Origin of the sequence: Pradoshia sp. D12 (assembly GCF_008935075.1) — a bacterium.
Classification (GTDB): Bacteria; Bacillota; Bacilli; order Bacillales; family Pradoshiaceae; genus Pradoshia.
The window spans coordinates 2286629-2312057 of the sequence record NZ_CP044545.1 but is presented as its reverse complement, the minus strand read 5'-3'; the positions used below and the strand labels follow the sequence as shown (position 1 = coordinate 2312057).

Below are 25429 nucleotides of genomic sequence, written 5' to 3'. Positions count from 1 at the left end.
TTTAACAAAGGGAGAGATTGATATGAAAATCACTAAAACATTAGATGCAAAAGGGCTGGCTTGCCCAATGCCAATTGTTAGAACAAAGAAGGCAATAGCAGCAATTCAATCCGGAGAGGTACTGGAGGTACTTGCCACAGATAAGGGTGCGTTGAACGACTTTACCGCATGGTCTAAATCTGGCGGGCACACCATCGTAGAGCAAACAGAAGAAGCCGGAGTACTGAAATTCTATATTCAGAAGGCATAAGAATATAGCGGACGTCCGTAACTTTGGAAGTCCGCTTTTTTTATTGGAAAGGAGTGTAATGCATATGGATATTTTATTTTTAGTAGTTATTTTTATGATAGGTTTCATCGGTTCTTTTATCTCAGGGATGCTGGGGGTTGGCGGTTCAATCATCAAATACCCGATGCTCTTATATATTCCGCCATTATTCGGTCTTGCCGCATTTAGTCCGCATGAAGTTTCCGGTATTAGTGCAGTCCAAGTATTATTTGCCTCCATTTCGGGTGTCTGGGCTTATCGAAAGGGCGGTTACTTAAACAAGCAGCTCATTCTTAATATGGGGGGATCCATTCTGGCGGGAAGTTTTATAGGAAGCTATGGTTCTCTTTTTTTATCAGAGAGTGCTGTCAATATTGTATATGCTTTGTTGGCCGTTATCGCGGCAATTATGATGTTTATTCCTAAAAAACAAATCGATGGCCAGCCGCTTAATGAAGATACGTTTAACAAGCCACTCGCCGCTATTCTTGCCTTTATTGTCGGGATTTCTTCAGGAATTGTTGGTGCAGCAGGAGGATTTATGCTTGTACCAATCATGCTTGTTGTTCTAAAAATACCAACAAGAATGACAATCGCAACAAGCCTTGCGGTTACATTCATTTCCTCTGTCGGTGGAAGCACTGGTAAGATTCTGACAGGACAAGTTGATTATGGACCAGCTTTGATCATGATAATCGCAAGTATCATTGCTGCACCACTTGGAGCAAGGGTGAGCAAATCAATGAATACAAAAGTTTTGCAGTGGATTCTTGCAGTCATCATTGCAGCTACAGCGGTTAAGCTTTGGATGGATATCCTTATGTAAGTAAAGTGCTCAATCAGTAAATGTGTATTATGTTAAAAGCAAATTAATTATGAAGCAAGAAAGCTCATATAGGTTTCTTGCTTTTATTATGCCAGCATGTTTTATTTTATGAAGAAGTTTTTATAAATGAAAAACCAAGCAAGCTATTAAAAATGAAAGCGTATTAGTTTATTAATAAATAGTTTATTGTTAAAATATAGTTTAATAAGAAAATAAAGGGGAAATTGTTATGGGGAAACTTCAAGAAAAAGTTGTCATTATTACAGGTGGTGCGGGAGGTATTGGGCTTGGTATGGCGAAAGCAATGGCCAAGGAAGGTGCTATCCTCGCGATTGTCGATGTAAATGAAGAAACAGGCAAAGCGGCGGAAAAAATTCTGCAGGACATCTCTCCAAACTCCATGTTTGTGAAAGCTAATTTAATGGATCGTGAAAACTTACCAAATATTATTCAAACAGTTGTGGATAAGTATGGCAAACTGGATGTGTTAGTCAATAATGCACATGCATGTAAACAAAAATTATTTGAAGAGATTACACATGAGGACTTAGAGCTGTCACTTGGAACAGGATTCTTTCCTACATTCTACTTGATGCAGGCAGCCCTTCCTTATTTGAAGGAAACAAAAGGAAACATTATTAACTTTGCCTCTGGAGCGGGTATTAATGGTGACCAAACACAAGCTGCCTATGCAGCTGCGAAAGAAGCTATCCGCGGAATCACTCGTGTTGCCGCTAATGAATGGGGACGCTATGGTATTAATGTTAACCTGATCAGTCCGATTGCTGATTCTGAAGGCGTACGTACATGGGCAAAAGCGCAGCCGGAATACTACCAGGCTGTTGTGAATAAAATTCCGCTTGGCCGCTTCGGCGATGTAGAGGAAGATATCGGCCGTGTGGCAGTCTTCCTAGCGAGCGCAGACTCTCAATATATTACTGGGCAAACCATCATGGTCGATGGTGGAGCAACTATGCTTCGTTAAGAAGTGATGATGATGGAACAAGATAATCTATTTGACTTAATTCATTCCATTGAACAAGTCTCCAATGAGCACATCGTGGATTTCACGTCGCGTTACTCTTATCCAATCGGTGTATCGGCAGTACTCGTTCTGGCTGAACTTAGTGATAGCAAGACATTAAGGCAAAGTGAACTCGCTGATATGCTTGGCTACACCAAAGGAGCAGTCACGCATATTGCCTCAAAACTCGTTCATTTTGAGCTGGCTGAGCGGCTATATGATGAAGGAGATCGACGCACTGTTTATTTAAAGATTACCGAGCAGGGATGTATAGCTTTAAACGAGGCCCAAAAGATTGGTGAATCGATTTTTTTAGAACTATTCGAGGTACTTTCCAAAGATGAACTGCTTGAATATTTGCGCCTTCAACAGAAATTGCTAGAGGGGATGAAGAACAGGCGGTTATCTGGGAAGAAGTGAGAAAATAAAGAGAACAAGGCCGATTGCTTTAACTTGCAATCGGCTTTTCTGTGTCGATAGGGTGAGTTTCTATCCTTAAAGCATAAGAAGATAAGGTTACCACTGTTATAACAAAAACAAGACGTAAACCAATTCACACCTCACTTCTTGTCTCAGAAAATGTGTCTTTTAGGCTAAATGATAAGGCTTGTTTGTTACAACTAATTTGTCAAAGGACAAAGGCCATATGCATACATATAAAAATGACCCATTAAGGAAAGGAAGAAAAACAATGAATGATAATGAAATGGAAAATAATAAAAAAGAACCGATATTTTATATTATCCAACCAGTGAATAAAGGTAAATTGATTGCTCAGAATATGCAGGAAGTTTATCACAGTAAGGGAAGTATCAAAGAAAAAGAGGATAATAAATTACAAGAAGAATATAGTCTACAAGAGGACGAAGCAGCTGTAAAAAATGAACTTACAGAGAAGTTGCATGAAGAAGCATTAAAAAAAGATACTGATAATATCACAGAAAATTTGTTTATAGGAAAAACAAGCCAAGGTGAAGAAGATTTCAAGTCGGATGAAAATATTGAGGTTCAAGTCGAAAGTGATCCTCTAAAAGATGATCTTCGTATGAAATTAATAAGGTTAGCAAGGTATCCATCAGTAGTGGAGAAGCCTTTCTGTGAAATAAAAATTGAGGGAGAAACCCTTGTTGGGCAAATAGAGAGTAAACGTGGAGAATTTTTAAAGGTAAAAGTAGATGAAAAAATTAGATTAATTGCCATAGATGATGTTGATGAACTTTCTATTATATAGATTAAACATAACAATGACCTTATTTTTCTTGAAATTGAAAAATAGGTCATCTTTTTATGAATATGTTGGCTATCGCCTAATCAAAAAAAGGTAAATTTCATAAGATGTATCAGAAGGAAAGGATAAGCCTAAAGAGGATAAGCCTAAAGATAATAAATCGAATCAAAAGTGAAGGTAATAAAAATCAAACACAAAAAGAAAACCTGAGGAGATACCCCCAGGCTGTAAATATATGAAAGTAAATTATAACCTGCCAGTTTATTTACAATCATGATGGATAGCTACAGGACAAAGGCAAGTAACTGCACCAAACATCTTCAAATCAACAGTAATATAAGCATCGGTTCCTTCGAGTTCCTCAAAATAATGATCTTCTTTATGATTATCTTTATAATCATCTTTATGATTTTCATAATGATGGTCATCTGAGTCTATACCTTTTGGAAAATGATCTTTTTTCTTTAATAATTCTAAGGTTGCACAACAAGAATCAGAATCAACATTGTCGATGCGGAAAATTTTGGATTCAACAAAATAACATTTTCCCTTCTTTTTAGTTGTTCCATGCCCCTCAAATAGTTTTCCGGTGTTAAATACAGTAAGCATAATTGGAATCGTGTTATATTTGTATCCTCCAAAAAGTTTACCATTATTTAATTCGTTAATTGCTCTTTCGCAGCCTTTTCCAAGAGTTTCTTCATCGGGTTTTACTAAATCTTGAGCTTCCACAATAGCTAGTAAAGTATCACAAATACAACTGGATGTTTCAAATTCAGAACCGCAGCTCATATCTTCTCCTCCTTGATGAAATCATTTCTCTAACAGGTTATGAAAATAAGAGTATAGTTGTTTGAGTATATAGCCTATTTTTAAATGTATTTATAAAAATTGAAGAAAAAGGGGATTAATAATGGAGCTAGATATTGTAAAAATATTCATAATAGGATTAGCAGCTTTTCGATTAACACGCCTATTTGTGTTTGATAAAATCACTGAATTTATCAGAAAGCCATTTTTTGAGGAAATCAGTGAAGTCGATAAAGAAGGCAATGAAATCATTTTTTATATAGTTAAAGAAAAGGGGATTAAACATTTTTTCGGAGAATTACTAAGTTGTCATTGGTGTACTGGAATATGGGTTAGTATAGGCTTAGTAATGGTCGATTATTATATTCCAGTAGTTAGCTATTTTTTATTGATGGTTTTGTCTGTAGCTGGGATTGGTTCGGTAATTGAAACAATTATTGGAAAGTTAAATTCAGAAGAATAAATATTACTTCAGTTAAGAAGTTGCGTAAAGCTTCGGTAAAAGTTTAATTTTCTAATGATTCATAAGGTGACCTCTAAAAGTTAGATTTCAACTCTAACTTTTAGGGTGAAGTACATCATCAATAAAAATGGTCATTTTACATAATAAATTCTTTAAAAGTTATAGGACAAGCAAACAAGCTATCATAGAAAATCTCCATATAATTAAATTACGGCTAATTATAGCTGAAACATATGTGAGGTGAACAAAAATGGCAGAGTGGAACCCTGAATCTAAGCAGACTCCATCTGGAGCTATTACAAGTGCTTCCTTAAAACAACTGTTAACAGAGTATATAACAGCGACTCAAGAAATGGCCAGGAATAATTCTGAATCGACCCTATCAAGGTCTATTGCAAGAGTATCCTTTAGACAGCTACTACGACATTATTTAAGAACGGGTCAAGAAATTGCAGAAGTTCATGTCAATAGATCTCAATTTAATGGAGAACCTGATTTAACTAATGTACAAGTTGTTAATGTAGGCAATGATTATGCTGAATTTAGACAAGTTGATTCTTCATTTGGAGGAAGGACATTTATCGTAAGATTTAATCAAATCACTTCTCTTGAACTTCCTTAAGTTATTTAAAGATAATGTGGCTTCATGTGGTTTTTATAAACACATGAAGCCGCTTTAAGGAGGATATGCGTTTGATTAAACAATTAACCATTTTATTTATTACAAAAAGGTTCCATAATCGGGTTAATAAAAGTACAGAATACTTTGTCTCAGAACTTCAAAAACAATGTAACTTATATATATGGGAAAATGATGGTGATTTAAGCGGAATACTTAGTAGACTGCCGCAGTCACCTTCATTTATTCTTTTAAATGATTTTAAGTCGGATTATACACCTACAATACGTGGTATAAGGGATACCTCTATACCTGTAGGGGCTATAATACATGAGATTAAATATAAACCTTACCGTCGCAGACTGTTTTATGAGCGGGAGTACATTCAGCATATTTTTACACATTATAGGGATGCAAGCAACCGTATCCTCCCCGAATTAAAGGAACGGTACATTTGGATGCCCCATTTTGTTCCACTTGATATTTTCAGAGACTATGGGCAAGAGCGGGATATTGACTGTTTAATGATGGGGATTCTAATCAAAAGGGTATATCCAAAACGATTTGCTATGTATGAGCAGTTGTTAAATTATCCAGGCTTTAAGTATTTCGATCATCCAGGTTATGGAGAATTACCAGCAAATTCGAATCGTTTAACAGGAATAACATATGCCAAAGAATTATCAAGAGCAAAAATATTTGTAACATGTGATTCTGTTGAAAAGCTGCCTCTTATGAAATATTTCGAATGCCTGGCCTGCAAAACATTATTGATGGGAACGGGATCAAATGAGTTAAAAGAATTGGGGTTTATTGATGGGGAAACATTTGTTGAAGTAGATGAATATAATGTACTTGAAAAAGTGAATTATTATTTAGAGCATGAAGAGGAAAGAAAACAAATAATTGATAAAGGCTATAAATTAGTTGCAGAAAGACACTCTGTGGAAAAGAGAGTAGAGGAATTTCTGTTTACGGTAAATGAAATTATTTCGAATAGAAGAGATAGATAAGGATATGAACACCTTATCTATATCTGTGGCTGTCGACAAAATCGGCAGCTGTTTTTTTGCCGGAAATAATTTAAAAAAATTAGTTTAGCAGTTCTAAATACACGATTTGGGTATTTATAGTTACCTTTTGCGAAGTTATTCATAGTATGAAAAGACAAGTTGTAATTTCTAATATTTTTAAGGAGGGAAACAAGTGCGAAAAATAAACCTTCTTGTGACGACTGGTGATTTCAGCAAATATATATCCCCAGAGTTTCACTATTTATTGATGGAGGTAGCCAAGCTAACAAATTTAACTGTTTGGCATGAGTCAGGCGATATTAAGGATATTCTGAAAAAAGTAGAAGTTCAACCGGATTTTATTTTCATAAATGAATTCGGAGAAAGTAACTCTCCAAAAATTACAGGCCTCAGCACTTTGGAAATCCCTTTTGCAGTTAATTTATATGATATTCATTATCATATTAAGGATAGGAAAGAAGCTCTCCATGCTGATAATGTAAAGCATATATTTGTGTATTATCGCGATAAGTTTCTCGAGTGGTATCCGGAGTTTGCGCATATGATGAAATGGCTGCCCAAACATATTAATCCAGCTATTTTTAAAGATTATAAGTTAGAAAAAGAAATAGATTATTTGTTAATGGGGGCGGTACACCATCGGGTCTATCCGATTAGACATAAAGTTGTACAAGCTATGAAAGATAAGCCTGGATTTGTTTATCATGAGCATCCTGGTTATCGAAATATAGATGATGACGAAGAGAATGTATTTGCTGGTGAAAAATATGCAAAAGAAATAAACCGCTCCAAAATGTTTTTTACATGTAATTCAAGATATGAGTATGTTCTTACAAAATATTTAGAAGTACCGGCCTCCAGGACTTTGTTGCTAGCTCCCTCATCGAACGAGTTAGAAGACATGGGATTTGTACCAGGAGTGCATTTTGTGGAGATCAATGAAGATAATTTTCAGGAAAAGGCGCAGTATTATCTGGAGAATGAATCAGAAAGGTATAAGATTTCTAAACAAGGCTATTTGATGGTTCATGAACACCATACGACGAAAAAGCGTGCAAAACAATTTGTCGAGTTGATTCAGGAAATAATAACAAATGAACAGAAGTAAGGAAGATAGATTAATCATAAATGCTTGTGCTTATTATGAGAGGAAGGAATTGAATGTCTGAACTTAATTCTGATGAGATTGCAAAGATTCTGAGCTTGGATTCGTTTGAGATTTTGGAAAGAGAGTTGATACTTGACGCCTCAAAGAGAATAGAGCGTATCAAATGGCGGGAAAATAAAAATGCTATACCCGAACAAATATTAATTAAATATGGAAGAGATTCAGCGATACTGGTTGAGGTGCTTTTTTATAGTAAATTATCTAACTCTGTAAAAGAACAAATCCCAAAAATCATAGCCTATGATGCCCATAATAATGTAAAGGTCCTGATTCTAGAGTGGATAGAAGGAGTAAACCCAGATTTTAGTGATCAAGCAATCGTTAAAAGGGTTTATAAAGATTATGGGAAGTTTGCAGCTAAGTGGGGAAATCAAATAAATGAGTTTGATAATGATAAGATTGATAAATTGATAAATACGAACGAAGATTATAGAGGGAAGTTAGATCACTTTATTGACAAAATATCTATTCGTAACCATATTGATGAAATCTATGAGGGTATTAAATTCCGTGAAAGCAGAGAAGATCTTTTGAAAATGATTGGCGGATCTGAATTTTTAGATTTAATTAAAAGAATGGATCAAAAATGGATATTGCAAATAATCCATAAATTATACGGAGTACCATGTACATTGCATCCTGGTGATGTTTCGAAGTTTAATACGTTAATTAGCTATTCTAATGACCAGGTTTTAATTATTGATTTTGAGAATATGAAAATTGGACCGATGACTTTATTGATGGAATATATTGGTGAGGAAGATATTCATGTTCCTACAAGTCAGTTAAATGAAACAGCTTTGAGGTCCTATGTTGACGGATGGAATAAATACAGTTCACAGCCAGTTAAATGGGAACCATTTTATGGTAGTTATCTCGCAGCACGAATCCTTTATAAATGTTATTTAATTCAATGGTATTTAAATAAATTTGAGAATAATAGTCGGAGAACTCCTGAGCAATCATGGGTTACAAAGCATGTAAATGATTTACTAAGCTACTGTAAATGGATAGAAAAATAATCTAATATATGTGATTTTTTTAGCGAAGGGAGAGAGAAATTTGTCAAACCAATTATCAAGCGGTGAAATAATGGACCGTATTTTAAGAAGTTTGAAAAAACAAAGGCCTCTATCGATTGTATCAGTCGGTCAAACCGAAGCCGTTGTGATGGGACAAGATCAATTCGATAAGGATCCTATTTTAAATAAATTTCAAGGCCATTATAGAAAGGAAAAAAAGATAGCCAATAAAGATGTGAAAGAAGGCTTTTATCATCGTGGAATAAGGTTTCCAAACCCCATTGCTCAAATGGAAGGGATTGCCGCGGTGAATAGTGCTGATATTGTGGGTTATAACACAATTGAAGAAAATTCCAAGGAAATCACGGAGCGTGTTTTTTCAATTTATAATATCCAACCAAAAGAGTATTTTGAAGCTAATATTAGAAGAGTTTTTATGAAGTCGCAAAAAGATAAGTTTGAAGAAATATTACGTAACAGAAAAGTATTATTAATTGGATCACTGGCTGAAAAAGCTAAAAAGGGTATGGAAGATAAGTATGGAAAAACATTAGGTGTAAAAGTAGTGGGAGCACTACCTATCTATTCCTATGATGATATACCAACTGTAAAAAAACAGCTTAAAACAATCGATTTTGATATATGTTTTTTAGGAGCAGGGATAAATGCACTTATCCTTACCCCATATATAGCATCCAGGTATGGAAAAGTAGCATTCGATATAGGTTCAGGAATGCAGACATTTATTACGGATGAAATTGTTACTGATTCTTGGATCAATGAAATAATCGGGTTAGATAGATTAATGAAAATGTAGATGTGCTGTTTCTGGCTTATATTGATGGGCTTGAAGAATGAAAATTGGATTGATATCGGAAAATATGATTAGGTAAGTGAGTTGAAAAATCGTGAAAGTATCAATTGTCATTCCGAGTCACAATCGGTATGAACAGCTTAAAAATACAATTGAAGCATTACGGAAACAAAGTCATGATAATTATGAAGTGATGATTGTGGATGATGCATCAGATGATCGCACCAGTACAATTGATCTTCCGAATCATTTTCGTATGGTTCGAAATAATAAAAAAATGGGACTTGCAGAAACAAGGAATATAGGGATTGCCAATACAGATGGGGATTTAATCATTTTTCTTGATGCGGAGATGTTGGTTTATCCTGACTATATTGAAAATCATGTTAAAAGGCATGAGAAATGTGAAAACTTGGTTTTAACTGGCGCCATGTATTATTATTATATAACTCAAAGAGCCCAAAAAAAAATCGTGGACCAGAATATAAACTTCCTAAGTGAAGAATTTCAAAACTTAATCCGTTTTAAAGATTATTATTATTCTAATATCATTGTCCCTTATGGGGATGAATTGGACAAATTTCTGATTCCTTGGGTTGCCTGCATGGGTGGTAATCTTTCAGTGAAGCGTACTTTATTAGACCAGGCGGGAAGGTTTGATCCAAAGTTTATTGGCTATGGATGGGAGGACTGGGAATTAGGGTACAGGCTCCACCAGTGTGGTGCTACATTTAAAGTGGATCGTGCTGTGGGGACAATTCATCAAGAACATGAAGTTAACAAGAAAAGATTACAGGAATCTTTACTAAATTATCGCTATTTCATGGATAAACATCCTTCAATTGAAGTGTATGCTATGAGTTTAGAGCTGATTAGCGAGCAAGTAACAATAAGAGATATTAATCAATTACTCCATAAATATGACCATCTTTACAACAAGGACCTGAGGTTAGCATTTTACGAAATCATAAAATATAATGCCCGTTATGTAACTAAGGAATTCCAAAAACCTTTTATTTCTAAAAACACAATAAATCTAAATCATCTACCGGAGGGGATTTTGAAAGAAGTTTATATCATGTTACTGAATAAACATGTATAGATTGTTAGAAATTTGACCTTGCAAATCCGTTATTTAAATGGTTAAATAGGTCCATTGACGATTAAGAAGTCAGTAATATTTAATTGTTTCGTATATCAAGTAGTAAATGACTTTTAGTAGTCTGTTAGTCGTAAATATCCAAGTCAATATAACCGTTCCCGACTGTGGTTCGGTTTTTCTATCTTATATGATACTCAATATATGAGATAAAATGAAATTTGCAATGATTTTTCGAAGACGGATATTTAAAATTTAACAAGAGAAGATTAAACAAAAGGGGGATTAAGATGTTTTCAATTGTTGTAGCACATGATCGAAATCGAGTTATCGGTATCAATAATAATCTTCCATGGCGTATTCCTGCCGACATGGTCCATGTGAAACAAACCACGATGGGTAAAATTTTAATTATGGGTCGAAAAACGTTTGAGTCTATAGGAAAGCCTCTTCCTGGCAGAACGAATGTCGTTTTAACGAAAGATCCATCTTGGGTCGTTGATGGAGTAAAAGTCGTACACTCAGTGGATGAAATTCTTCAAATAGAAAAAGATACCGATACTGAATGTGTCATATTCGGGGGACAAGTATTATTTGAACAGCTTCTTCCGTATGTTTCAAAAATCTATTTGACATATATTGATCATCATTTTGAAGGAGATACATTCTTCCCGGTTCAAAATTATGATGAAGAATGGGAATTGCTTTCATCTGAAAAAGGACCAAAAGACGAAAGAAATCCATACGATTATTATTTTAAAGAATACATACGCAAGTAGGGTTCGATACAGGAGGTTTATTACATTGCTACGGTTAATTTATATGGTTATTTATTTATGCGGCTTTTTATTGTACAGCTTACCAGGACTATCTAAAATGAAGAAGGTTTATGAGAAAAATAATGCTCATGACGATGTGGAAATTCAACAAATTCCGAAAAAATGGGCAAAAGGATTTTTAAAGAATTCAGGCTGTGAGCTGGAAGTCGTAGGGGCCGAAAATATTCCGGATGGGCCAGTATTATTTGTAGGAAATCATGAAGGGGATTTTGATATACCCGTATTAATGGCTGGTATCTCCAAGCCGTTTGGCTTTATTTCAAAAATTGAAGTAAAAAAAATTCCGATTGTTGCTGGCTGGATGGAAGTAATGGGCTGCGTGTTTATGGATCGTAAGGATCGACGTGCTTCTATACAGGCTATTAGAGAAGGGGTACAGAAATTAAAGGATGGCCACTCAATTCTCATTTTTCCAGAGGGTACTCGCAACAGAGGTAAGGAGATTGGTGAATTTAAAGCGGGCTCATTGCGTCTTGCTAAAGATACTAGGGTGCCGATTGTACCTTTTATGATTACAGGTACTGCGGACTTGTTTGAGAATAACAATAATAAGATAAAGCCTGGGAAGGTTAAACTTGTTATATTGCCTGCGATTACCTCTGAACAATACGAAGAAGAGGGAATGACAGCAGTGGCTGAACATATTCATACTAGAATCAAAGAGGAAAGAAGCAATCTGTTAAAGGGTGCATAAATCAAATCAAAGGCATACGTATCATTAGTGCTAGAACGACAAAACAGGTGGAGAAAATTCTACCTGTTTTGTCGTTTTTTGAAGCTTTGAAAAAGTGGTCAGCATTTCATCAAGTCATCAATGTAGCCAAATTAATCACACGGAATTAATTTGTAAATTATTAAAAGTATATCAGTTGAATTCTACTATATTGATTTTTCTAAAAATTCTGTTGATTTATTATTCGTACCTGCTATAATTTTATAAATTAATAAAAGTAATGGAGGAGAGCATATGAGGCATCTGGTGAAAACAAATGAAGGGGTATCGCCTGAACAAATTTTAATTGCGTATCAGCAATTAAAAGACAAGGTTGCTCACACTCCTTTGCAAAGAAATAAGAGGTTGTCAGAAAAGTATCATTGTAATGTTTATTTGAAAAGAGAAGACCTTCAATATGTACGTTCTTTTAAATTGCGTGGGGCATTTTATGCGATGCTAAATCTATCGAAAGAGGAATTGCAAAATGGTATAGTATGCGCCAGTGCCGGCAATCATGCTCAGGGAGTTGCTTACGCATGTAATGAATTAAAGGTAAAGGGTAAAATCTATATGCCTACGACCACTCCAAGACAAAAAGTTAATCAGGTGGAGTTATTTGGCAAAGAATATGTGGAAATTATCCTGATTGGTGATACGTTTGATGATTCATTTATAGAAGCAAGGAAATGTGAGGAAGCAGAAAATAGGGCGTTCATTCATCCGTTTAATGATCAAAATGTGATTTCAGGACAAGGTACGGTAGCTGTTGAGATGTTTCAGGATATGGATGTACCTGTTGACTATATTTTTGGTAGTGTTGGCGGCGGCGGATTGATGTCAGGTATAGCTGCATACAGTGCAAGTGTCTCTCCCAATACTGCCTGTATCGGTGTGGAGCCAGTTGGGGCACCATCTATGCAAACTGCGATCAAAGAGGGACAGGTGGTTAAACTTCCGCAAATTGATTCCTTTGTTGATGGAGCTGCAGTAAAAGAGGTTGGAGAGAAAACATTTGCTATTTGCCGTGACTTGCTTAAGGATGTGGTTACTGTGCCGGAAGGGAAAGTATGTACCACGATTCTGGAATTATATAATGAACACGCGATTGTGGCTGAACCGGCCGGAGCTATGTCCGTTGCAGCACTGGATTTGTATCAAGAGCAATTGGTAGGAAAAACGGTCGTGTGCATCATAAGCGGAGGTAATAATGATATTGGAAGAATGCAGGATATCAAAGACCGCTCTCTTCAATATGAAGGTCTCCTGCATCATTTCATTGTTCATTTTCCACAGCGAGCGGGTGCACTGCGAGAATTTCTCGATGAGGTGCTTGGACCAAATGATGACATAACCAGGTTTGAATATACGAAGAAGAATAATAAAGACAATGGTCCTGCACTTGTTGGCATCGAATTGCAAAAAAGAGAAGATTATAATGGACTGATGCAGCGAATGGAGAATAAAGGATTCCAATTTGTTGAAGTAAAGAAAGGAAGCAGCCTTCATCAATTTTTAATATAAGAAGAATGGGTGATTTATATATAACAAAATGCATTCCTAAATAAGTAAAAGTTAACATATTATGTTTGTATATGAAATTATTACTTTTCTTTACCTTTAAAACAATTATAATAGAATTAGATTCATTTCAGCTTGGGAGGGAGAAAAGAATGTTTTCGAATATTGGTGTACCAGGATTACTGTTAATCCTTTTGCTTGTCCTGATTATCTTTGGACCTAAGAAGCTACCTGAAATCGGCAGGGCCTTCGGTCAAACATTACGTGAATTTAAAAATTCTACAAAAGATTTAACCAGTGATGTAGTGGATGATATAAAGGATGTTAAAAAAGAAATCAATAAATAATTTAATAGTTTATTTAAAAGAGGTGTGAGAATTTATTCTTGCACCTCTTTAAAGGGATTCAGAAAGGCGTGACTCTAGTTTGGAAGAGAAAGAATTAAATATGATAGAGCACCTTGATGAATTGAGAACAAGGTTAATCATCACAGTAACTGCTTTTATACTGTTTTTATGTGTATCTTTTTTCTTCGTTAAAGACATATATAAATTTTTTACTCGTAATGTAGATGAGAAGCTTATTGTACTTGGCCCTAGTGATGTTATGTGGATTTACTTTACAATAGCCTCCATAGTGGCTATTGCCTGTACAATACCTGTTCTAGCAATTCAACTCTGGCTGTTTATTAAACCTGCACTTTTGAAACACGAACAAAAAATTGCATTATCCTATATACCTGCATTATTTCTTCTGTTTATAGCAGGATTATCCTTTGGCTATTTTGTCATCTTTCCAATCGTTATGAGTTTCTTGACAGATTTGGGTAATGATGTGATGACGACATCCTATACGGCAGATAAATATTTGAAATTTATTATTCATATGTCATTGCCGTTTGCATTTCTCTTTGAATTGCCAGTCGTCATGATGTTTTTGACGTCCTTGGGTATCTTGAATCCGTATATTATGGCGAAGTATCGGAAATACGCATATTTTGTGTTAATCGTGGTTGCGATTATTATTACACCGCCTGAATTTTTATCTGATTTTGTAGTTTCAGTTCCGTTATTGCTGTTATATGAAATTAGCATTTCACTATCAAAATTTGTATATAAACGAAAGCAAAAAAAAGCAGAACAGTACGAACTGGAAAAGGATTTAAATTAAGTACGAAATTTGAATGCAGCAGAGTGTGAATCTACAGTGATTCACACTCTTTTTATTTTTAATAATAGAATAGCTTGGAGTTTATATACATGATGAGGGGAAATAATAAATAGTTAAATTTAGGAAATATATATTTAGTACAGCTGCATGCCAGTTATGCTTTCGTTTAACGTAAATCGATTAACAAATTTACATGGTAGGATTTGCTGGAATTGAGTATTTGAATTATAAGAATTTTTCATAAACTTATATTAAGGAAAATGAAATTCATTTAAATTTTATTTTCTACCATGTATAATATGATTAGTCATACATATAGGAAGTGAAACTATGCCAAATATTAAAATTGTTACTGATTCCACGCTTGATCTGCCAAAGGAGATCATCGCAGAAAATGACATAACAGTTGTACCACTTTCAATAACAATAAATGGCGAAACATACATTGATGGAGTAGATATTACATCTAAAGAATTTATTACCAAAATGCAGCAATCAGAAGAATTGCCAAAAAGTTCACAGCCCCCAGCGGGTGAATTTCTGGAAGTATATAATAAGCTTACAGAAGATGGAAGTGAAGTGTTGTCTATTCATATGACTGCTCAAATGAGCGGTACTGTACAATCGGCTCAAACTGCTGCCAGAATGGCTGATGGGAAAGTTACTGTAGTTAATTCCAAGTATATATCCAATGCATTAGGATTCCAGGTACTAGCGGCATCTGAAATGGCAAGAGAAGGTAAAATGATGGATGAGATTGTTGAACGATTGGATCATATTAGGGAAAATACTCGACTTTTTGTTGTGGTGGATACCCTTGAGAATTTAGTTAAGGGCGGCCGAATTGGAAAAGGAAAAGCAATGTTAAGTTCTCTCTTAAATATCAAACCGATTGCTTCACTTGATACGGGAGAGTATACCCCTGTAGCGAAAGTGAGAAGTCAAGGTCAAATCGTGAAATTCTTAGTGAAGCAGCTTATGCAGGATATTGAGGGGAAAGTTCTAAAGGGGATTGGTATAACCCACGCAGATGCAATGGAACTTGCAACAAAATTGAAAGAAATGATAATCCGTGAACTTGGTATAGATGATGTACCAATTTATGAAACAACACCGATTATTAGTACACATACGGGAATTGGGGCAATCGGCTTTATGTATTACGCCGACTAATTTAACAGTAAAAGAAATGCACTATCCAAGATGGAGATAGTGTATTTTTTTTGGATTTTGTTATTATTTTATATTTATTACAGGAAAACTGCCTAATTTTGTCTAATTATAGATAGATACTATGAAATTGTGTGAGGGATCTATGAAGAATATAAAAAAGCCGATGTCAATCAAACGCAAAATTTTGACGCTAATAGTTTTGATAATGCTCATTACTATCATTCTTATCTCAATTATTGGGTATAAATTAATTAATGGTTATACAGAAGATATATTGTATGAAAGAGGTAAGGGGATGGTTATGGTTGGCTCATCAATGATTTCCTCCCGATTAATAAATGAAGCTTCAGTTAATACTGATTCCTCAATTGGTGCAAGGTCTAAACTGAAAACCTATCTAAACGAAATGGATAAACAGAGTAATCACTTATATTCCGGACATATTATTTTATATAACGAAAATAAAAAGCATTATGAAATCATCAGTGCATCAGATGGTACTCAACCTAATGGTATAAAGGAGGGGTCCCCCTTTATGCCAAGCAAACGAACCCTACCTTATATTCAAAAGGTCATACATGGTGAAAATCCGCAAATAACAGAAATATATAAGGAATCTTCGAATAAATGGGTCAATGCCTATGCTGGGATTGATGGATTAGAAGGGTCTAATAAAGCTATATTAGCGGTGACAATCAATGCAGATGAAGTGCTCACGAAAAACTTGTATTGGACACTCCTATTCATTGGAAGTATATTGATCATTTTTTGTATGGCATATGGTGTCCTTCATCATTATATAAATAAATTAATGAGCCCTGTTCATAAGCTGATTAAAGGGATAACGAAGGTAAGTCAGGGTGAGTTTAATATAAAGTTAACCGAAGATTCCTCAACAGATTTTGAGGAGCTTTTTGAACAATTCAACTTTATGGTTCATCAGCTTCATATTTTATTTGAAAAGCTTTCAATTACTTCAGTACAAATTGGTTCCAAATCTGATAATGAAATGCTGATTAATAATTTTGATGAAGCCATAAAGGAAATTGATAATATTGTATATAGGACGAGTATCCAAAAAGAGCTGCAACAAGCTGAAAAAATGAATGCCATTGGACAATTAGCAGCATCTGTTGCTCATGAGATTCGAAATCCTATGACCGTTGTGAAAGGATTTCTGCAAATCTTCCAAAATAAAAGCAAGTTATCTGAAGAGGAATTATCATATATAAAATTAATGGTGGACGAAATCAATCGGGCTGAAGGAATTATTAACGATTATCTATCTCTTGCCAAGCCGGACTTAGGATCGAAGGAATATGTGATGTTATCAGAGTTCTCCGCTCATATTGTTGATTTAATGAACGGATATGCCTTAATGGTCAGCAATATTCATTTACACTTCGAATTGGATTTCGACTTGGAAATATACATAAATACAAATGAAGTGAAACAGGTATTAATCAATATTATGAAAAATGGGATTGAGGCAATGAAGGATGGCGGCGAACTGACTTTATCCATTCAGAAAGAAGGAGAGTGTATAGTCTTTTCGATATCAGATACAGGTATTGGCATGAGTGAGGAACAAATAAAACGTTTAGGCACAGCCTTCTACTCATTAAAAGATAAAGGAACCGGCATTGGATTGATGGTTTGTTATCAAGTTATCGAGAGAATGAAAGGGAAAATTGAAGTCGAAAGTGAGAAAAACAAAGGTACAACATTTAAAGTTTATGTCCCTTTTAGTTGATATGGAATAAAATAAAAATCAAATAAATTAACAATCAAGAATAGGTAAGTCATAATAAAGTAGGATGTTACCTTATTAAACTAAAACGATAAAAATTATGTAAAAAGGAGTCTTTCGGAATACATATGTTCATTCTTATTCTGATTATTGCACTGCTGCTTTATGGTGGCCTCGTCTACTATATAGGCTGGCGGGGATATCGTTGGCTACGACCGGAATCTTCAAGCCGGCGATTTAAGATCCTATACAGCTTCATCATTATACTTGCAGCAAGCTCATTTATAATTGGCCGCTTTTCTGGGCTGACATTTTTAAATATTGTTGGTGCTTATTGGATGGCATGCTTTTACTTACTGTTAATGCTAGTTCCTCTTGCTCATATTACAGTTATTCTCCTACGCCTGACACGGCTGCATCGGCCCAAAACGCAGTTATGGGCAGGGATCATCACTGTAGGGCTGTTAATAACATTTATGATATACGGTACATATAATGCCTATAGCCCAGTCGTACGCAACTATGAACTTAAGATGGATAAAGGTTCCTCGTCCCTTGAAAACTTACATATCGTAATGGCTGCAGATACACATTTTGGGTTGCTATCGGGTAAAGACCATGCGGAGCGTTTTGTAAAGAAAGTTAACGAGCTGAATCCTGATCTAATCCTTTTGCCTGGAGATTTATTTGACGATGATGTTCAACCATTCCTTGATCAGAAAATCGATCGGATATTTTCCAAGCTACAGGCACCATATGGGGTGTATGCATCCCTTGGAAATCATGATAAGCACGATGGTACGATGCAGGAACTGATTGAAGCGTTAGAGCGCAGCGGAATTCAAGTGCTGTACGATGAAACCGTAGAGGTTAAAGAAGAGTTCACTCTCATTGGGCGCAAGGATCGAACTGAGGAAGATAGGTTGCCTTTAGAAAAATTAATGAGTGGTGTAAATCTCGAAAAGCCCGCCATCTTGTTGGAACATCAGCCCTATGAACTTGATATTGCGCAGCAAGAAGGCGTTGACTTAATGGTTTCCGGTCATACCCATCGCGGTCAGATTTTTCCGGGAAATCTAATCACTGAAGCGATATATGAAAATGATTGGGGCTATTTAAAAAAGGGTCAGATGAACTCAATTGTAACATCCGGTTTTGGTTTTTGGGGACCGCCTATTCGGATTGGTACACGCTCTGAAATTGTGACGATTCAAATTCAGTTCGAGTAGGGTTTTATAACGAGTCAAAGAAACTCAAACGAAATTATCAGTGTTTAAATCTCAAAATATAATAGTGCACAAAGGGATGTTATAGCTAGGATTTAAAGCACCTTGTTCATATAATGAGCTTTGAATAATTTTAATTCAATTAAAAAGATAAGACAATCCGTCAATCAAAGGCAAAATACTTTTGTGAAAATACAGATTTTGATAAAATTAACAGTATTAGAGATTAAACGCAGGGTGGTTAATTCATGAACTATTTTGGCAAAATAGCAATGGTATTTTTTCTGATTTTAGTTGTTAATGGTTGCTCTCAACAAGAAATACCCAATGCGGTAAATTGGAAGGTGGAGGATTTTACCTTTACGGACCAAAATGAACAAAAAGTATCAAAAGGTGATTTAGAAGGAAAAGTATGGATTGCTGATTTTATCTTTACAAATTGCAATACAGTATGTTTGCCGATGACTTCCAATATGAAAAAGCTTCAAAATATGATTACTGAAGAAGGTCTTGAAGATGTACATTTTGTTTCCTTTAGTATCGATCCGGAAGTAGACAATCCTTCTATTTTGAAAAAATACGGGGAAAGCTTTCAGGCGAATTTCGATAATTGGAGCTTCTTAACAGGGTATGACCAAGAAACGATTGAAAGCCTGGCGAAGGATAGCTTTAAAGTATTGGTGCAGAAGCCTGCAGAAGGGGACCAGGTAATTCATGGAACGAGCTTTTCATTGGTCGATCAAGAGGGCACAGTTGTTCAGCAATATTCTGGTGTTGAAGGTATTCCATTCGAGGATATTATTAAACATATAAAAATACTACAGTCAAATTAGGGGCAGGGGAAACCTGTCTTTTTTTATATCATAAGGATATTTATTGTAACTATAATGAATATAATAATGAGTAATCTTTAGGCAGGTGACAGCTATGTTTTGGAAAACCTTGATAACTGTGATTATGATATTTATGCTTTCAGGATGCAGTCCTTATCAATATTTTTTTGGAAAGCAAGTGGAAGAGCATTCAGCCTCCTCTATAACAAAAGCATTAAAACGGGAAATTCCGAATGATTTCTTTCCTGCCGATGTGAAGGTAGTTTCACTGGGGGATTCCTTGACCCAGGGTGTTGGGGATAGCAGTGATCAAGGGGGATATATTCCATATTTAGTCTCCTATTTAGAACAAAATAAGGGGATAAGAGAAGCGGAATTTACCAATCACGGTATACGCGGCAATCGAACTGCAGATCTTTTAAGACGGCTGAAAACACCGCAATTAATATCGGATATAAAAACTTCTGATGCCATTATCATTACGATTGGCGGAAACGATATCATGAGAGTTGTAAAAGAACAATTTACAAATTTAACCATGAAGGATTTTAATCTGGAGGCTATTCAATATGAAGAGCGACTGAAAGAAATCTTTAGTATAATTAGACAATATAATAAAGAAGCAGAAATTTATTTTGTTGGCTTGTATAACCCTTTCGGGAAATGGATATCTGCATTTCAGGAACTGGATATTATCATGGATGATTGGAATAGCGTCAGTGAGGGAATAGTTTCTGAGGATCCAAATGCTTTTTTCATCCGAATTGATGATGCATTCTCAAAATCAAATGAAAATCTTTTATACAAAGAGGATTATTTTCATCCGAATGACAGGGGCTATGAGATTATTGCTTCACGTATATATGAGAAAATGAAAGAGAGTACTGTTAAAAACATAAATACGATGAGGATGGTACAAGAGGGGGAGAAGAATGAGGAGAATCTTCAAAATAGATAACAAGTGGAAAGGACTTTTTTTGGGGCTATTGGCAATCAACCTAATTGCAGCCTGTATCCTGATTTATTGGACGACTCGTCCGATAAAGGATGAAGAATCATTAAATAAACTAGCCACTAACGATGAAAAAGTGGAGATACCGTTTACATCCAATAAGGAAGACCTTAATCGGATTATTAATTATTATATTGAGGAAGAAAGCTCAGATAGTCCAATTAAATATGAGGTGCTTTTAAAGGAAAGTCTTGAATTGTACGGAACATTATCCGCGTTTGGCAGAAATGTCGAAATCAAGGTGTTATTTGAACCAGTTACACTCGAAAATGGGGATTTACTTTTAAAGCATGAAGCTATTCAAATTGGCGGTATGAGCTTGCCGGCAACATTTGTATTGAATTACATTAACGAAAAATATGATACACCTGAATGGGTTATGATACGACCTAAAGAAAAAAACATATATTTGGCATTAAGCCAAATGGATCTTAAGAGTGGAATCACAGTTAAAGCAAAGTCTTTTGATCTCAAAAATGATGAAATTAAGTTAAGTTTGTTAGTTCCGGTAGAATAATTGTAAAAAGAGGAATTGTACCATGAGTCCATGGATGCAATTCCTCTCATTTTTTAAATAAACACAATTTCCGGGTCTTTATGTTCGTTTCCCGAGCTTAAAATAAGCATTGTGTATATTTGGTCGGGATGGAGGGTGACGGAAAAAGGATCAAGAATCATTTCTTTCGATTTTGAACATTTCACTAAAAATTCTACTGTCATCGGAGTCAATCCAAGATAAGAGCTGGGCTTTTTATAGGCTAAATTAGAAAATATGGTATCTCCACCTGTTACAGCGATATCGATACCAGCCGAATCAGGATTTAGATTTAAACAGTTTAACTTTGTCTCCCTGGTCGGAAGAGTAAGATTATCCTCGATTGAAAAGAGAGAATATCCATTTTGATTCGCTGCAGCAATAATGGTATAAGGGGTTCCTTCTTTAATGTCTACTTTTCTGCTTAACAAAGCGGAATGTGATTGGCCGCTCGGATAAAGGTCAAATTCATATTTCCCCTCAGGCAGTGATAAATAATGACTAACAGATTTAGATGGGACGTTCTTGAAAATCCGTGTTCCATTTATATATAAATCTATGCTTTTTACAGATGGAAGGGCATGGAAAAACCTTATCTTACCAAGCGTAGTCCGCTCATTTCCTGCCCCTTGATGAAGTAACTGATCCATATAATGCAGATGTCTGTAGTAATACTTAATATACAAATCAGGATTTGTATATTTGTAATACTGGGAGAGTAAATCGTATTCCTTTGCCTTCTGATAATAGCTTTGTCCATTCATAGAGGACATTGGTCTCACTCCTTGCACTTCCAAATTATATTCTAGCTATATGCAAGAGAGCTTAGGCATGTGTCTTTATATGAGAAAAGTCTTAAGCAAACCATTTTCTTAATTAACAATAAAAGGGTAGAATATCTATACGTTTATAAATATAAACTCAAAAGGGGGTAGGATGATGGAAAAAGCAATATTTGCCGGTGGGTGTTTTTGGTGCATGGTAAAACCCTTTGACACATTTCCAGGAGTAAAAAGTGTTATTTCAGGCTATACAGGCGGACATAAAGAAAATCCTACTTACGAGGAAGTTTGTTCAGGTAGTACTGGACATGTAGAAGCAGTAGAAATTACATTTGATCCCGCTATTATAAAATATAAATCAATTGTGGAGTTATTCTGGCAGCAAATTGACCCAACAGATGCAGGCGGACAATTTTGTGATCGAGGAGACTCCTATAAGACAGCCATTTTCTATACAACCGAGGAACAAAAGGAAATTGCGGAGCAATCCAAAAAAGAGTTGGGTAACAGCGGTAGATTTACAAAGGAAATTGTAACACCGATTCTTCCTGCCAAAACCTTTTATCCAGCTGAGGAGTACCATCAGCATTTCTATAAGAAGAATAAAGATCATTATGAATCCTATCAAGTAGGTTCAGGGCGTTCTGGGTTTATTAAAGAGCATTGGGGTGAAAATAATTGACCAATTATTCTGATCGTCTAAAAGAACTAACACCTATGCAATATGACGTAACCCAGCGAAGTGGTACAGAACCGCCTTTTCGAAATGAATACTGGGACAACCAACAAGAAGGGATCTATGTGGATATCGTTTCGGGAAAGCCACTCTTCAGTTCAAAGGATAAATATGACGCGGGGTGTGGTTGGCCAAGTTTCACAAAACCTATTGATGAGTCTGAAGTAATCGAAAAGGACGACTATTCACACGGCATGCGTCGCGTAGAAGTCCGGAGTAATGAAGCGGATTCTCATTTAGGTCATGTATTCCCCGACGGTCCGGGTCCTGCAGGGATAAGATACTGCATTAATTCTGCTGCACTAAAGTTTATACCAAAAGAAGAATTGGAAAAAGAAGGATACGGGCGATATGTAAAGTTGTTCAGCTGATATTAAATTGTAAAGGATAATCTCTCTAAGTGAGGACACCGTTGCCTGCTTGGGTGATTATCCTTTTTGTTATGTAATCCGTATTCGTAATAGAGCAAATGGGTTTTGGAAAATGTGAATTTGTTATTTTTTCTTTATGATATATTTTTACATCATATACCTAACGGGTTCTCGTTTCATTTTAAGAGCTTTTATAGCCTTAAATTCCCTTGCAAAACACGAGATGTTAAAAAGAAAACTCCTGCAATTTGGAATTTCAATATGAAATTTAATGTAAATGATATACTTTACTTACGGAGAATGGAGGAGGGGCAGGGTGGTTAAACAAATAGATTTTCAGTGGTGTGTCACAAAGTTTAATCCTGATTTTAGGGATGAAAATGGGTACTATACCATAGCGGAGGAATGGACTTGTCCTTCTGAAATAGGGGAATTTATTAATGGGAAGGAATTCACTTTTCATGAATATCTTCAGGTTGAGACAGCTTATATAAATTCCATGATTAAATTCATGGAGGAAAGTAATATTGATTCACTAAGAATTTTGCAATTGGATAAGAAGATTTCTGAAGAAGACCTTACATCACCTTTATACGAACAGGAATTTGAAAAGCTGGTTCTCAAAGAAGACCTGTTGGTAAACAAAAATGAATTGCGTTTGATTTGCAAAATGATTTTGCGAAATTTTATATGGTGTAAGCTCTATAGTAAAGATCAATTCTTCATACACTTTGGCTATGATTACTATATGTATATTGGGTCTAATGTAAATTGTCAATCCGCTATTCAATTTGCTGAAAGTAATGGACTGTTTGTTGAACAATGTACGTCGCCATATTTTTTCTCTGAGGAAGAAACAACTAGGATGATTCAATGGAACGAAATTAGTGATGAAGATAAGATCGTTATTGGTGAAGAGGAACTAGTATCTATTCCATTAGATGACTATCGCAGGATTTTCAACCTATCAGCAGAGCATCCAGTTACAGGCTACTTTAAAATAGAAAAAGAACAAATGGGATTTTTTCAAACATTTTTGAAGCACAGGATGAATTTTTGTAAATATGAGTATTGCTTTTGCGGTGAAAAGTAATTGAAAAGAGGAAGCATATTCGCTTCCTCTTTTGCTGTTACGTGTTATTTTTTCTAGTGGAAAATGAATTGAGATTCTAAATTCAAAAAGAGAAACCGTAACAAACAGTAGTTCCTTATTAATCTTTATCCTTTTCAAGTATCCCAGAAATCCTAATATAAGATTCGTTCGTTGAATTGTATTTACTTTGAAGTCCGGTAGGAACAATCTTTAGTTCATGTGTACCTTCCCCGAGGTTATTGGCCAGATAAATATATCTTTCTTTTTGAAAGGGCCACCAAGTACTGATGGTACTATGAAATTGATCATCTATATAAATATTCGCCGTACCACCATCTGGACCGCGAAATAAAACGGCGCCAACAATTGGTCCATTAAATTGATAGATTAATTGACTCTTTTCTTTATTTGAATGGAGAAATCCATTATGTTTCGTAAACCCGTTATTATAATTGTATCGACCATTCATTTTTAATTGATACTCGTTTTGAATATATTTGGCTTTAGGCAGAGTCACTGATTTTTGTGCGTGATCCAATGTACTAAGGGTGTTAAAGATTTCATTCGCATATAAAGAGTACCCTTTTCCATTTGGATGAACGGAGTCCTTTGTTAATTCAGAAATCGATAATGGCGACTGTTTAAAGACTGGTCGCATATCTACTGGGACAGCTCCATAATGCTGGCTGATATCCTTGATTGTTTGGGCAAACCCCTCATCCGGCAAGCTGCTCTCAATCACAGTTATTACGTTTGCTTGTGGTGCACTGATTTTAGCGTGCCTGATTAGATTCTCATACAATTCGGCAAAATCGTCTTTCAGCATGTATTTCCTGTCATTTTCACCAAAAACAATGAAGATTAAATCTGTGTATGGGGAAACCTTTGTTTCTTGCAATTTATAGATGCCTTCAAATGAAGTGGCACCGCTTTGAACAATATATTGTCCGTTCATTTTGCTTCCATATTTCTCATGAATCATGTTTTCTAATTGGGAGAACCAAGTAAGTTCAGGCTTTTCTGCTCCCGATCCGCGACCAATACTGTCACCTAATACTAAATAGCGAATTTTTTGTCCATTCTCTAATTTATCCATTAAGCCTTGTGTTTGGCTTTTGCTGTAAAATACATTAAAACTGAAAAAAAACAATAAACCTGTGGCAACCATCACAACAAGTAATAACCCTTGCTTGCGTTTGAAAATACGATTAACCCCCATTTTTCTTTCTATAATCTAGTCTGATGTTACAATAATGTTACAATATTTACATAAAAAAGGCAATCAAATTAGGCGAATGCAC

The 25429-nt window shown here is 35.4% G+C and carries 29 protein-coding genes; 26 read left to right on the top strand and 3 right to left on the bottom strand.

All coding sequences use genetic code 11. The features are described from left to right. Positions 1-22: 22 nt before the first annotated feature. From F7984_RS11030 to F7984_RS11005, 5 genes are all read left to right on the top strand, one after another. Positions 23-250, top strand: coding sequence for a sulfurtransferase TusA family protein (locus F7984_RS11030; RefSeq protein WP_066107202.1), 228 nt, complete (start codon positions 23-25; stop codon positions 248-250). Between the two features lie 64 nt (positions 251-314). Next, positions 315-1094, top strand: coding sequence for a sulfite exporter TauE/SafE family protein (locus F7984_RS11025; RefSeq protein WP_373925469.1), 780 nt, complete (start codon positions 315-317; stop codon positions 1092-1094). Positions 1095-1323: 229 nt separating this feature from the next. After that, a complete protein-coding gene (locus F7984_RS11020) occupies positions 1324-2079 on the top strand; it encodes an SDR family NAD(P)-dependent oxidoreductase (protein WP_066107196.1) in 756 nt (251 codons plus the stop codon). A gap of 12 nt (positions 2080-2091) precedes the next feature. Then, complete coding sequence (locus F7984_RS11015) at positions 2092-2538, top strand: MarR family winged helix-turn-helix transcriptional regulator (protein WP_066107193.1); 447 nt, start codon at positions 2092-2094, stop codon at positions 2536-2538. A 271-nt stretch (positions 2539-2809) separates the two neighbouring features. Continuing rightward, positions 2810-3349 (top strand): hypothetical protein, encoded by a 540-nt coding sequence (locus F7984_RS11005; protein WP_066107189.1) that lies wholly within the window; start codon positions 2810-2812, stop codon positions 3347-3349. A 258-nt stretch (positions 3350-3607) separates the two neighbouring features. Here F7984_RS11005 and F7984_RS11000 read toward each other — a convergent pair whose 3' ends face one another. After that, positions 3608-4138, bottom strand: a complete 531-nt coding sequence (locus tag F7984_RS11000; RefSeq protein ID WP_066107185.1) for a CotY/CotZ family spore coat protein — start codon at positions 4136-4138, stop codon at positions 3608-3610. Positions 4139-4259: 121 nt separating this feature from the next. Between F7984_RS11000 and F7984_RS10995 the strand changes: the two genes are divergently transcribed. The 18 genes from F7984_RS10995 to F7984_RS10910 all read left to right on the top strand — a co-directional run bounded on the left by F7984_RS10995 (position 4260) and on the right by F7984_RS10910 (position 21128). Beyond that, a complete protein-coding gene (locus tag F7984_RS10995) occupies positions 4260-4619 on the top strand; it encodes a DUF1360 domain-containing protein (RefSeq protein WP_066107182.1) in 360 nt (119 codons plus the stop codon). Positions 4620-4869: 250 nt separating this feature from the next. Then, positions 4870-5241 carry a hypothetical protein gene (locus tag F7984_RS10990; protein ID WP_066107177.1) on the top strand — a complete coding sequence of 124 codons (372 nt, stop codon included), beginning with the start codon at positions 4870-4872 and terminating at the stop codon, positions 5239-5241. 71 nt (positions 5242-5312) lie between these two features. Beyond that, complete coding sequence (locus F7984_RS10985) at positions 5313-6251, top strand: glycosyltransferase family protein (RefSeq protein ID WP_175354301.1); 939 nt, start codon at positions 5313-5315, stop codon at positions 6249-6251. A gap of 193 nt (positions 6252-6444) precedes the next feature. Beyond that, entirely contained in the window at positions 6445-7380 is a 936-nt protein-coding gene (locus F7984_RS10980) for a glycosyltransferase (protein WP_066107176.1), read from the top strand. A gap of 53 nt (positions 7381-7433) precedes the next feature. Beyond that, positions 7434-8462: a hypothetical protein gene (locus F7984_RS10975; protein WP_066107173.1), complete on the top strand. Its 1029-nt coding sequence runs from the start codon at positions 7434-7436 to the stop codon at positions 8460-8462. 40 nt (positions 8463-8502) lie between these two features. Then, entirely contained in the window at positions 8503-9279 is a 777-nt protein-coding gene (locus F7984_RS10970; RefSeq protein WP_066107169.1) for a GT-D fold domain-containing protein, read from the top strand. 91 nt (positions 9280-9370) lie between these two features. Further along, complete coding sequence (locus tag F7984_RS10965; RefSeq protein WP_181162010.1) at positions 9371-10378, top strand: glycosyltransferase family 2 protein; 1008 nt, start codon at positions 9371-9373, stop codon at positions 10376-10378. A 287-nt stretch (positions 10379-10665) separates the two neighbouring features. Beyond that, positions 10666-11154 (top strand): dihydrofolate reductase, encoded by a 489-nt coding sequence (locus F7984_RS10960; RefSeq protein WP_140461576.1) that lies wholly within the window; start codon positions 10666-10668, stop codon positions 11152-11154. A gap of 25 nt (positions 11155-11179) precedes the next feature. Then, on the top strand, positions 11180-11908 hold the full coding sequence (locus tag F7984_RS10955; protein WP_225983582.1) for a lysophospholipid acyltransferase family protein: 729 nt from the start codon (positions 11180-11182) through the stop codon (positions 11906-11908). Positions 11909-12181: 273 nt separating this feature from the next. After that, entirely contained in the window at positions 12182-13450 is a 1269-nt protein-coding gene (gene ilvA, locus F7984_RS10950; protein ID WP_140461575.1) for a threonine ammonia-lyase IlvA, read from the top strand. 149 nt (positions 13451-13599) lie between these two features. Continuing rightward, positions 13600-13794: a twin-arginine translocase TatA/TatE family subunit gene (locus F7984_RS10945; RefSeq protein WP_066107160.1), complete on the top strand. Its 195-nt coding sequence runs from the start codon at positions 13600-13602 to the stop codon at positions 13792-13794. A gap of 79 nt (positions 13795-13873) precedes the next feature. After that, on the top strand, positions 13874-14617 hold the full coding sequence (gene tatC / locus F7984_RS10940) for a twin-arginine translocase subunit TatC (RefSeq protein ID WP_140461574.1): 744 nt from the start codon (positions 13874-13876) through the stop codon (positions 14615-14617). Positions 14618-14947: 330 nt separating this feature from the next. Then, positions 14948-15790: a DegV family protein gene (locus F7984_RS10935; RefSeq protein WP_139891799.1), complete on the top strand. Its 843-nt coding sequence runs from the start codon at positions 14948-14950 to the stop codon at positions 15788-15790. 142 nt (positions 15791-15932) lie between these two features. Continuing rightward, positions 15933-17543, top strand: a complete 1611-nt coding sequence (locus F7984_RS10930; RefSeq protein WP_181162009.1) for an ATP-binding protein — start codon at positions 15933-15935, stop codon at positions 17541-17543. A gap of 125 nt (positions 17544-17668) precedes the next feature. Next, a complete protein-coding gene (locus tag F7984_RS10925) occupies positions 17669-18769 on the top strand; it encodes a metallophosphoesterase (protein WP_140461572.1) in 1101 nt (366 codons plus the stop codon). A gap of 245 nt (positions 18770-19014) precedes the next feature. After that, entirely contained in the window at positions 19015-19599 is a 585-nt protein-coding gene (locus F7984_RS10920) for an SCO family protein (RefSeq protein WP_225983581.1), read from the top strand. Positions 19600-19693: 94 nt separating this feature from the next. Beyond that, positions 19694-20557, top strand: coding sequence for an SGNH/GDSL hydrolase family protein (locus tag F7984_RS10915; RefSeq protein WP_139891802.1), 864 nt, complete (start codon positions 19694-19696; stop codon positions 20555-20557). After that, positions 20532-21128, top strand: coding sequence for a YpmS family protein (locus F7984_RS10910; RefSeq protein ID WP_066107139.1), 597 nt, complete (start codon positions 20532-20534; stop codon positions 21126-21128). Before F7984_RS10915 ends, F7984_RS10910 begins: the two co-directional genes overlap by 26 nt. A gap of 53 nt (positions 21129-21181) precedes the next feature. Here the strand turns inward: F7984_RS10910 and F7984_RS10905 are convergent, their stop codons facing one another. Further along, positions 21182-21919 carry a DUF4397 domain-containing protein gene (locus F7984_RS10905; protein ID WP_139891803.1) on the bottom strand — a complete coding sequence of 246 codons (738 nt, stop codon included), beginning with the start codon at positions 21917-21919 and terminating at the stop codon, positions 21182-21184. 166 nt (positions 21920-22085) lie between these two features. On the opposite strand from F7984_RS10905, the gene msrA reads away from it, so the two are divergent. From msrA to F7984_RS10890, 3 genes are all read left to right on the top strand, one after another. Then, positions 22086-22610, top strand: a complete 525-nt coding sequence (gene msrA, locus F7984_RS10900) for a peptide-methionine (S)-S-oxide reductase MsrA (RefSeq protein ID WP_373925470.1) — start codon at positions 22086-22088, stop codon at positions 22608-22610. A 35-nt stretch (positions 22611-22645) separates the two neighbouring features. Then, the gene (msrB, locus tag F7984_RS10895) at positions 22646-23035 is read left to right on the top strand and encodes a peptide-methionine (R)-S-oxide reductase MsrB (protein ID WP_066107820.1); all 390 of its coding nucleotides are present in this window, start codon (positions 22646-22648) and stop codon (positions 23033-23035) included. Positions 23036-23351: 316 nt separating this feature from the next. Beyond that, a complete protein-coding gene (locus F7984_RS10890; protein WP_140461571.1) occupies positions 23352-24128 on the top strand; it encodes a DUF7683 domain-containing protein in 777 nt (258 codons plus the stop codon). Between the two features lie 118 nt (positions 24129-24246). Here the strand turns inward: F7984_RS10890 and F7984_RS10885 are convergent, their stop codons facing one another. Continuing rightward, complete coding sequence (locus F7984_RS10885; protein ID WP_139891805.1) at positions 24247-25347, bottom strand: SGNH/GDSL hydrolase family protein; 1101 nt, start codon at positions 25345-25347, stop codon at positions 24247-24249. Between the last annotated feature and the right edge of the window lie 82 nt (positions 25348-25429).

Excerpts from the sequence above, each read along its gene's own strand:
- F7984_RS11030 (WP_066107202.1), top strand. The coding sequence starts at position 23 with ATGAAAATCACTAAAACATTAGATGCAAAAGGGCTGGCTTGCCCAATG.
- F7984_RS11025 (WP_373925469.1), top strand. The coding sequence starts at position 315 with ATGGATATTTTATTTTTAGTAGTTATTTTTATGATAGGTTTCATCGGT.
- F7984_RS11020 (WP_066107196.1), top strand. The coding sequence starts at position 1,324 with ATGGGGAAACTTCAAGAAAAAGTTGTCATTATTACAGGTGGTGCGGGA.
- F7984_RS11015 (WP_066107193.1), top strand. The coding sequence starts at position 2,092 with ATGGAACAAGATAATCTATTTGACTTAATTCATTCCATTGAACAAGTC.
- F7984_RS11005 (WP_066107189.1), top strand. The coding sequence starts at position 2,810 with ATGAATGATAATGAAATGGAAAATAATAAAAAAGAACCGATATTTTAT.
- F7984_RS11000 (WP_066107185.1), bottom strand. The coding sequence starts at position 4,138 with ATGAGCTGCGGTTCTGAATTTGAAACATCCAGTTGTATTTGTGATACT.
- F7984_RS10995 (WP_066107182.1), top strand. The coding sequence starts at position 4,260 with ATGGAGCTAGATATTGTAAAAATATTCATAATAGGATTAGCAGCTTTT.
- F7984_RS10990 (WP_066107177.1), top strand. The coding sequence starts at position 4,870 with ATGGCAGAGTGGAACCCTGAATCTAAGCAGACTCCATCTGGAGCTATT.
- F7984_RS10975 (WP_066107173.1), top strand. The coding sequence starts at position 7,434 with ATGTCTGAACTTAATTCTGATGAGATTGCAAAGATTCTGAGCTTGGAT.
- F7984_RS10960 (WP_140461576.1), top strand. The coding sequence starts at position 10,666 with ATGTTTTCAATTGTTGTAGCACATGATCGAAATCGAGTTATCGGTATC.
- ilvA (WP_140461575.1), top strand. The coding sequence starts at position 12,182 with ATGAGGCATCTGGTGAAAACAAATGAAGGGGTATCGCCTGAACAAATT.
- F7984_RS10945 (WP_066107160.1), top strand. The coding sequence starts at position 13,600 with ATGTTTTCGAATATTGGTGTACCAGGATTACTGTTAATCCTTTTGCTT.
- F7984_RS10935 (WP_139891799.1), top strand. The coding sequence starts at position 14,948 with ATGCCAAATATTAAAATTGTTACTGATTCCACGCTTGATCTGCCAAAG.
- F7984_RS10930 (WP_181162009.1), top strand. The coding sequence starts at position 15,933 with ATGAAGAATATAAAAAAGCCGATGTCAATCAAACGCAAAATTTTGACG.
- F7984_RS10925 (WP_140461572.1), top strand. The coding sequence starts at position 17,669 with ATGTTCATTCTTATTCTGATTATTGCACTGCTGCTTTATGGTGGCCTC.
- F7984_RS10920 (WP_225983581.1), top strand. The coding sequence starts at position 19,015 with ATGAACTATTTTGGCAAAATAGCAATGGTATTTTTTCTGATTTTAGTT.
- F7984_RS10915 (WP_139891802.1), top strand. The coding sequence starts at position 19,694 with ATGTTTTGGAAAACCTTGATAACTGTGATTATGATATTTATGCTTTCA.
- F7984_RS10910 (WP_066107139.1), top strand. The coding sequence starts at position 20,532 with ATGAGGAGAATCTTCAAAATAGATAACAAGTGGAAAGGACTTTTTTTG.
- F7984_RS10905 (WP_139891803.1), bottom strand. The coding sequence starts at position 21,919 with ATGTCCTCTATGAATGGACAAAGCTATTATCAGAAGGCAAAGGAATAC.
- msrA (WP_373925470.1), top strand. The coding sequence starts at position 22,086 with ATGGAAAAAGCAATATTTGCCGGTGGGTGTTTTTGGTGCATGGTAAAA.
- msrB (WP_066107820.1), top strand. The coding sequence starts at position 22,646 with ATGCAATATGACGTAACCCAGCGAAGTGGTACAGAACCGCCTTTTCGA.
- F7984_RS10885 (WP_139891805.1), bottom strand. The coding sequence starts at position 25,347 with ATGGGGGTTAATCGTATTTTCAAACGCAAGCAAGGGTTATTACTTGTT.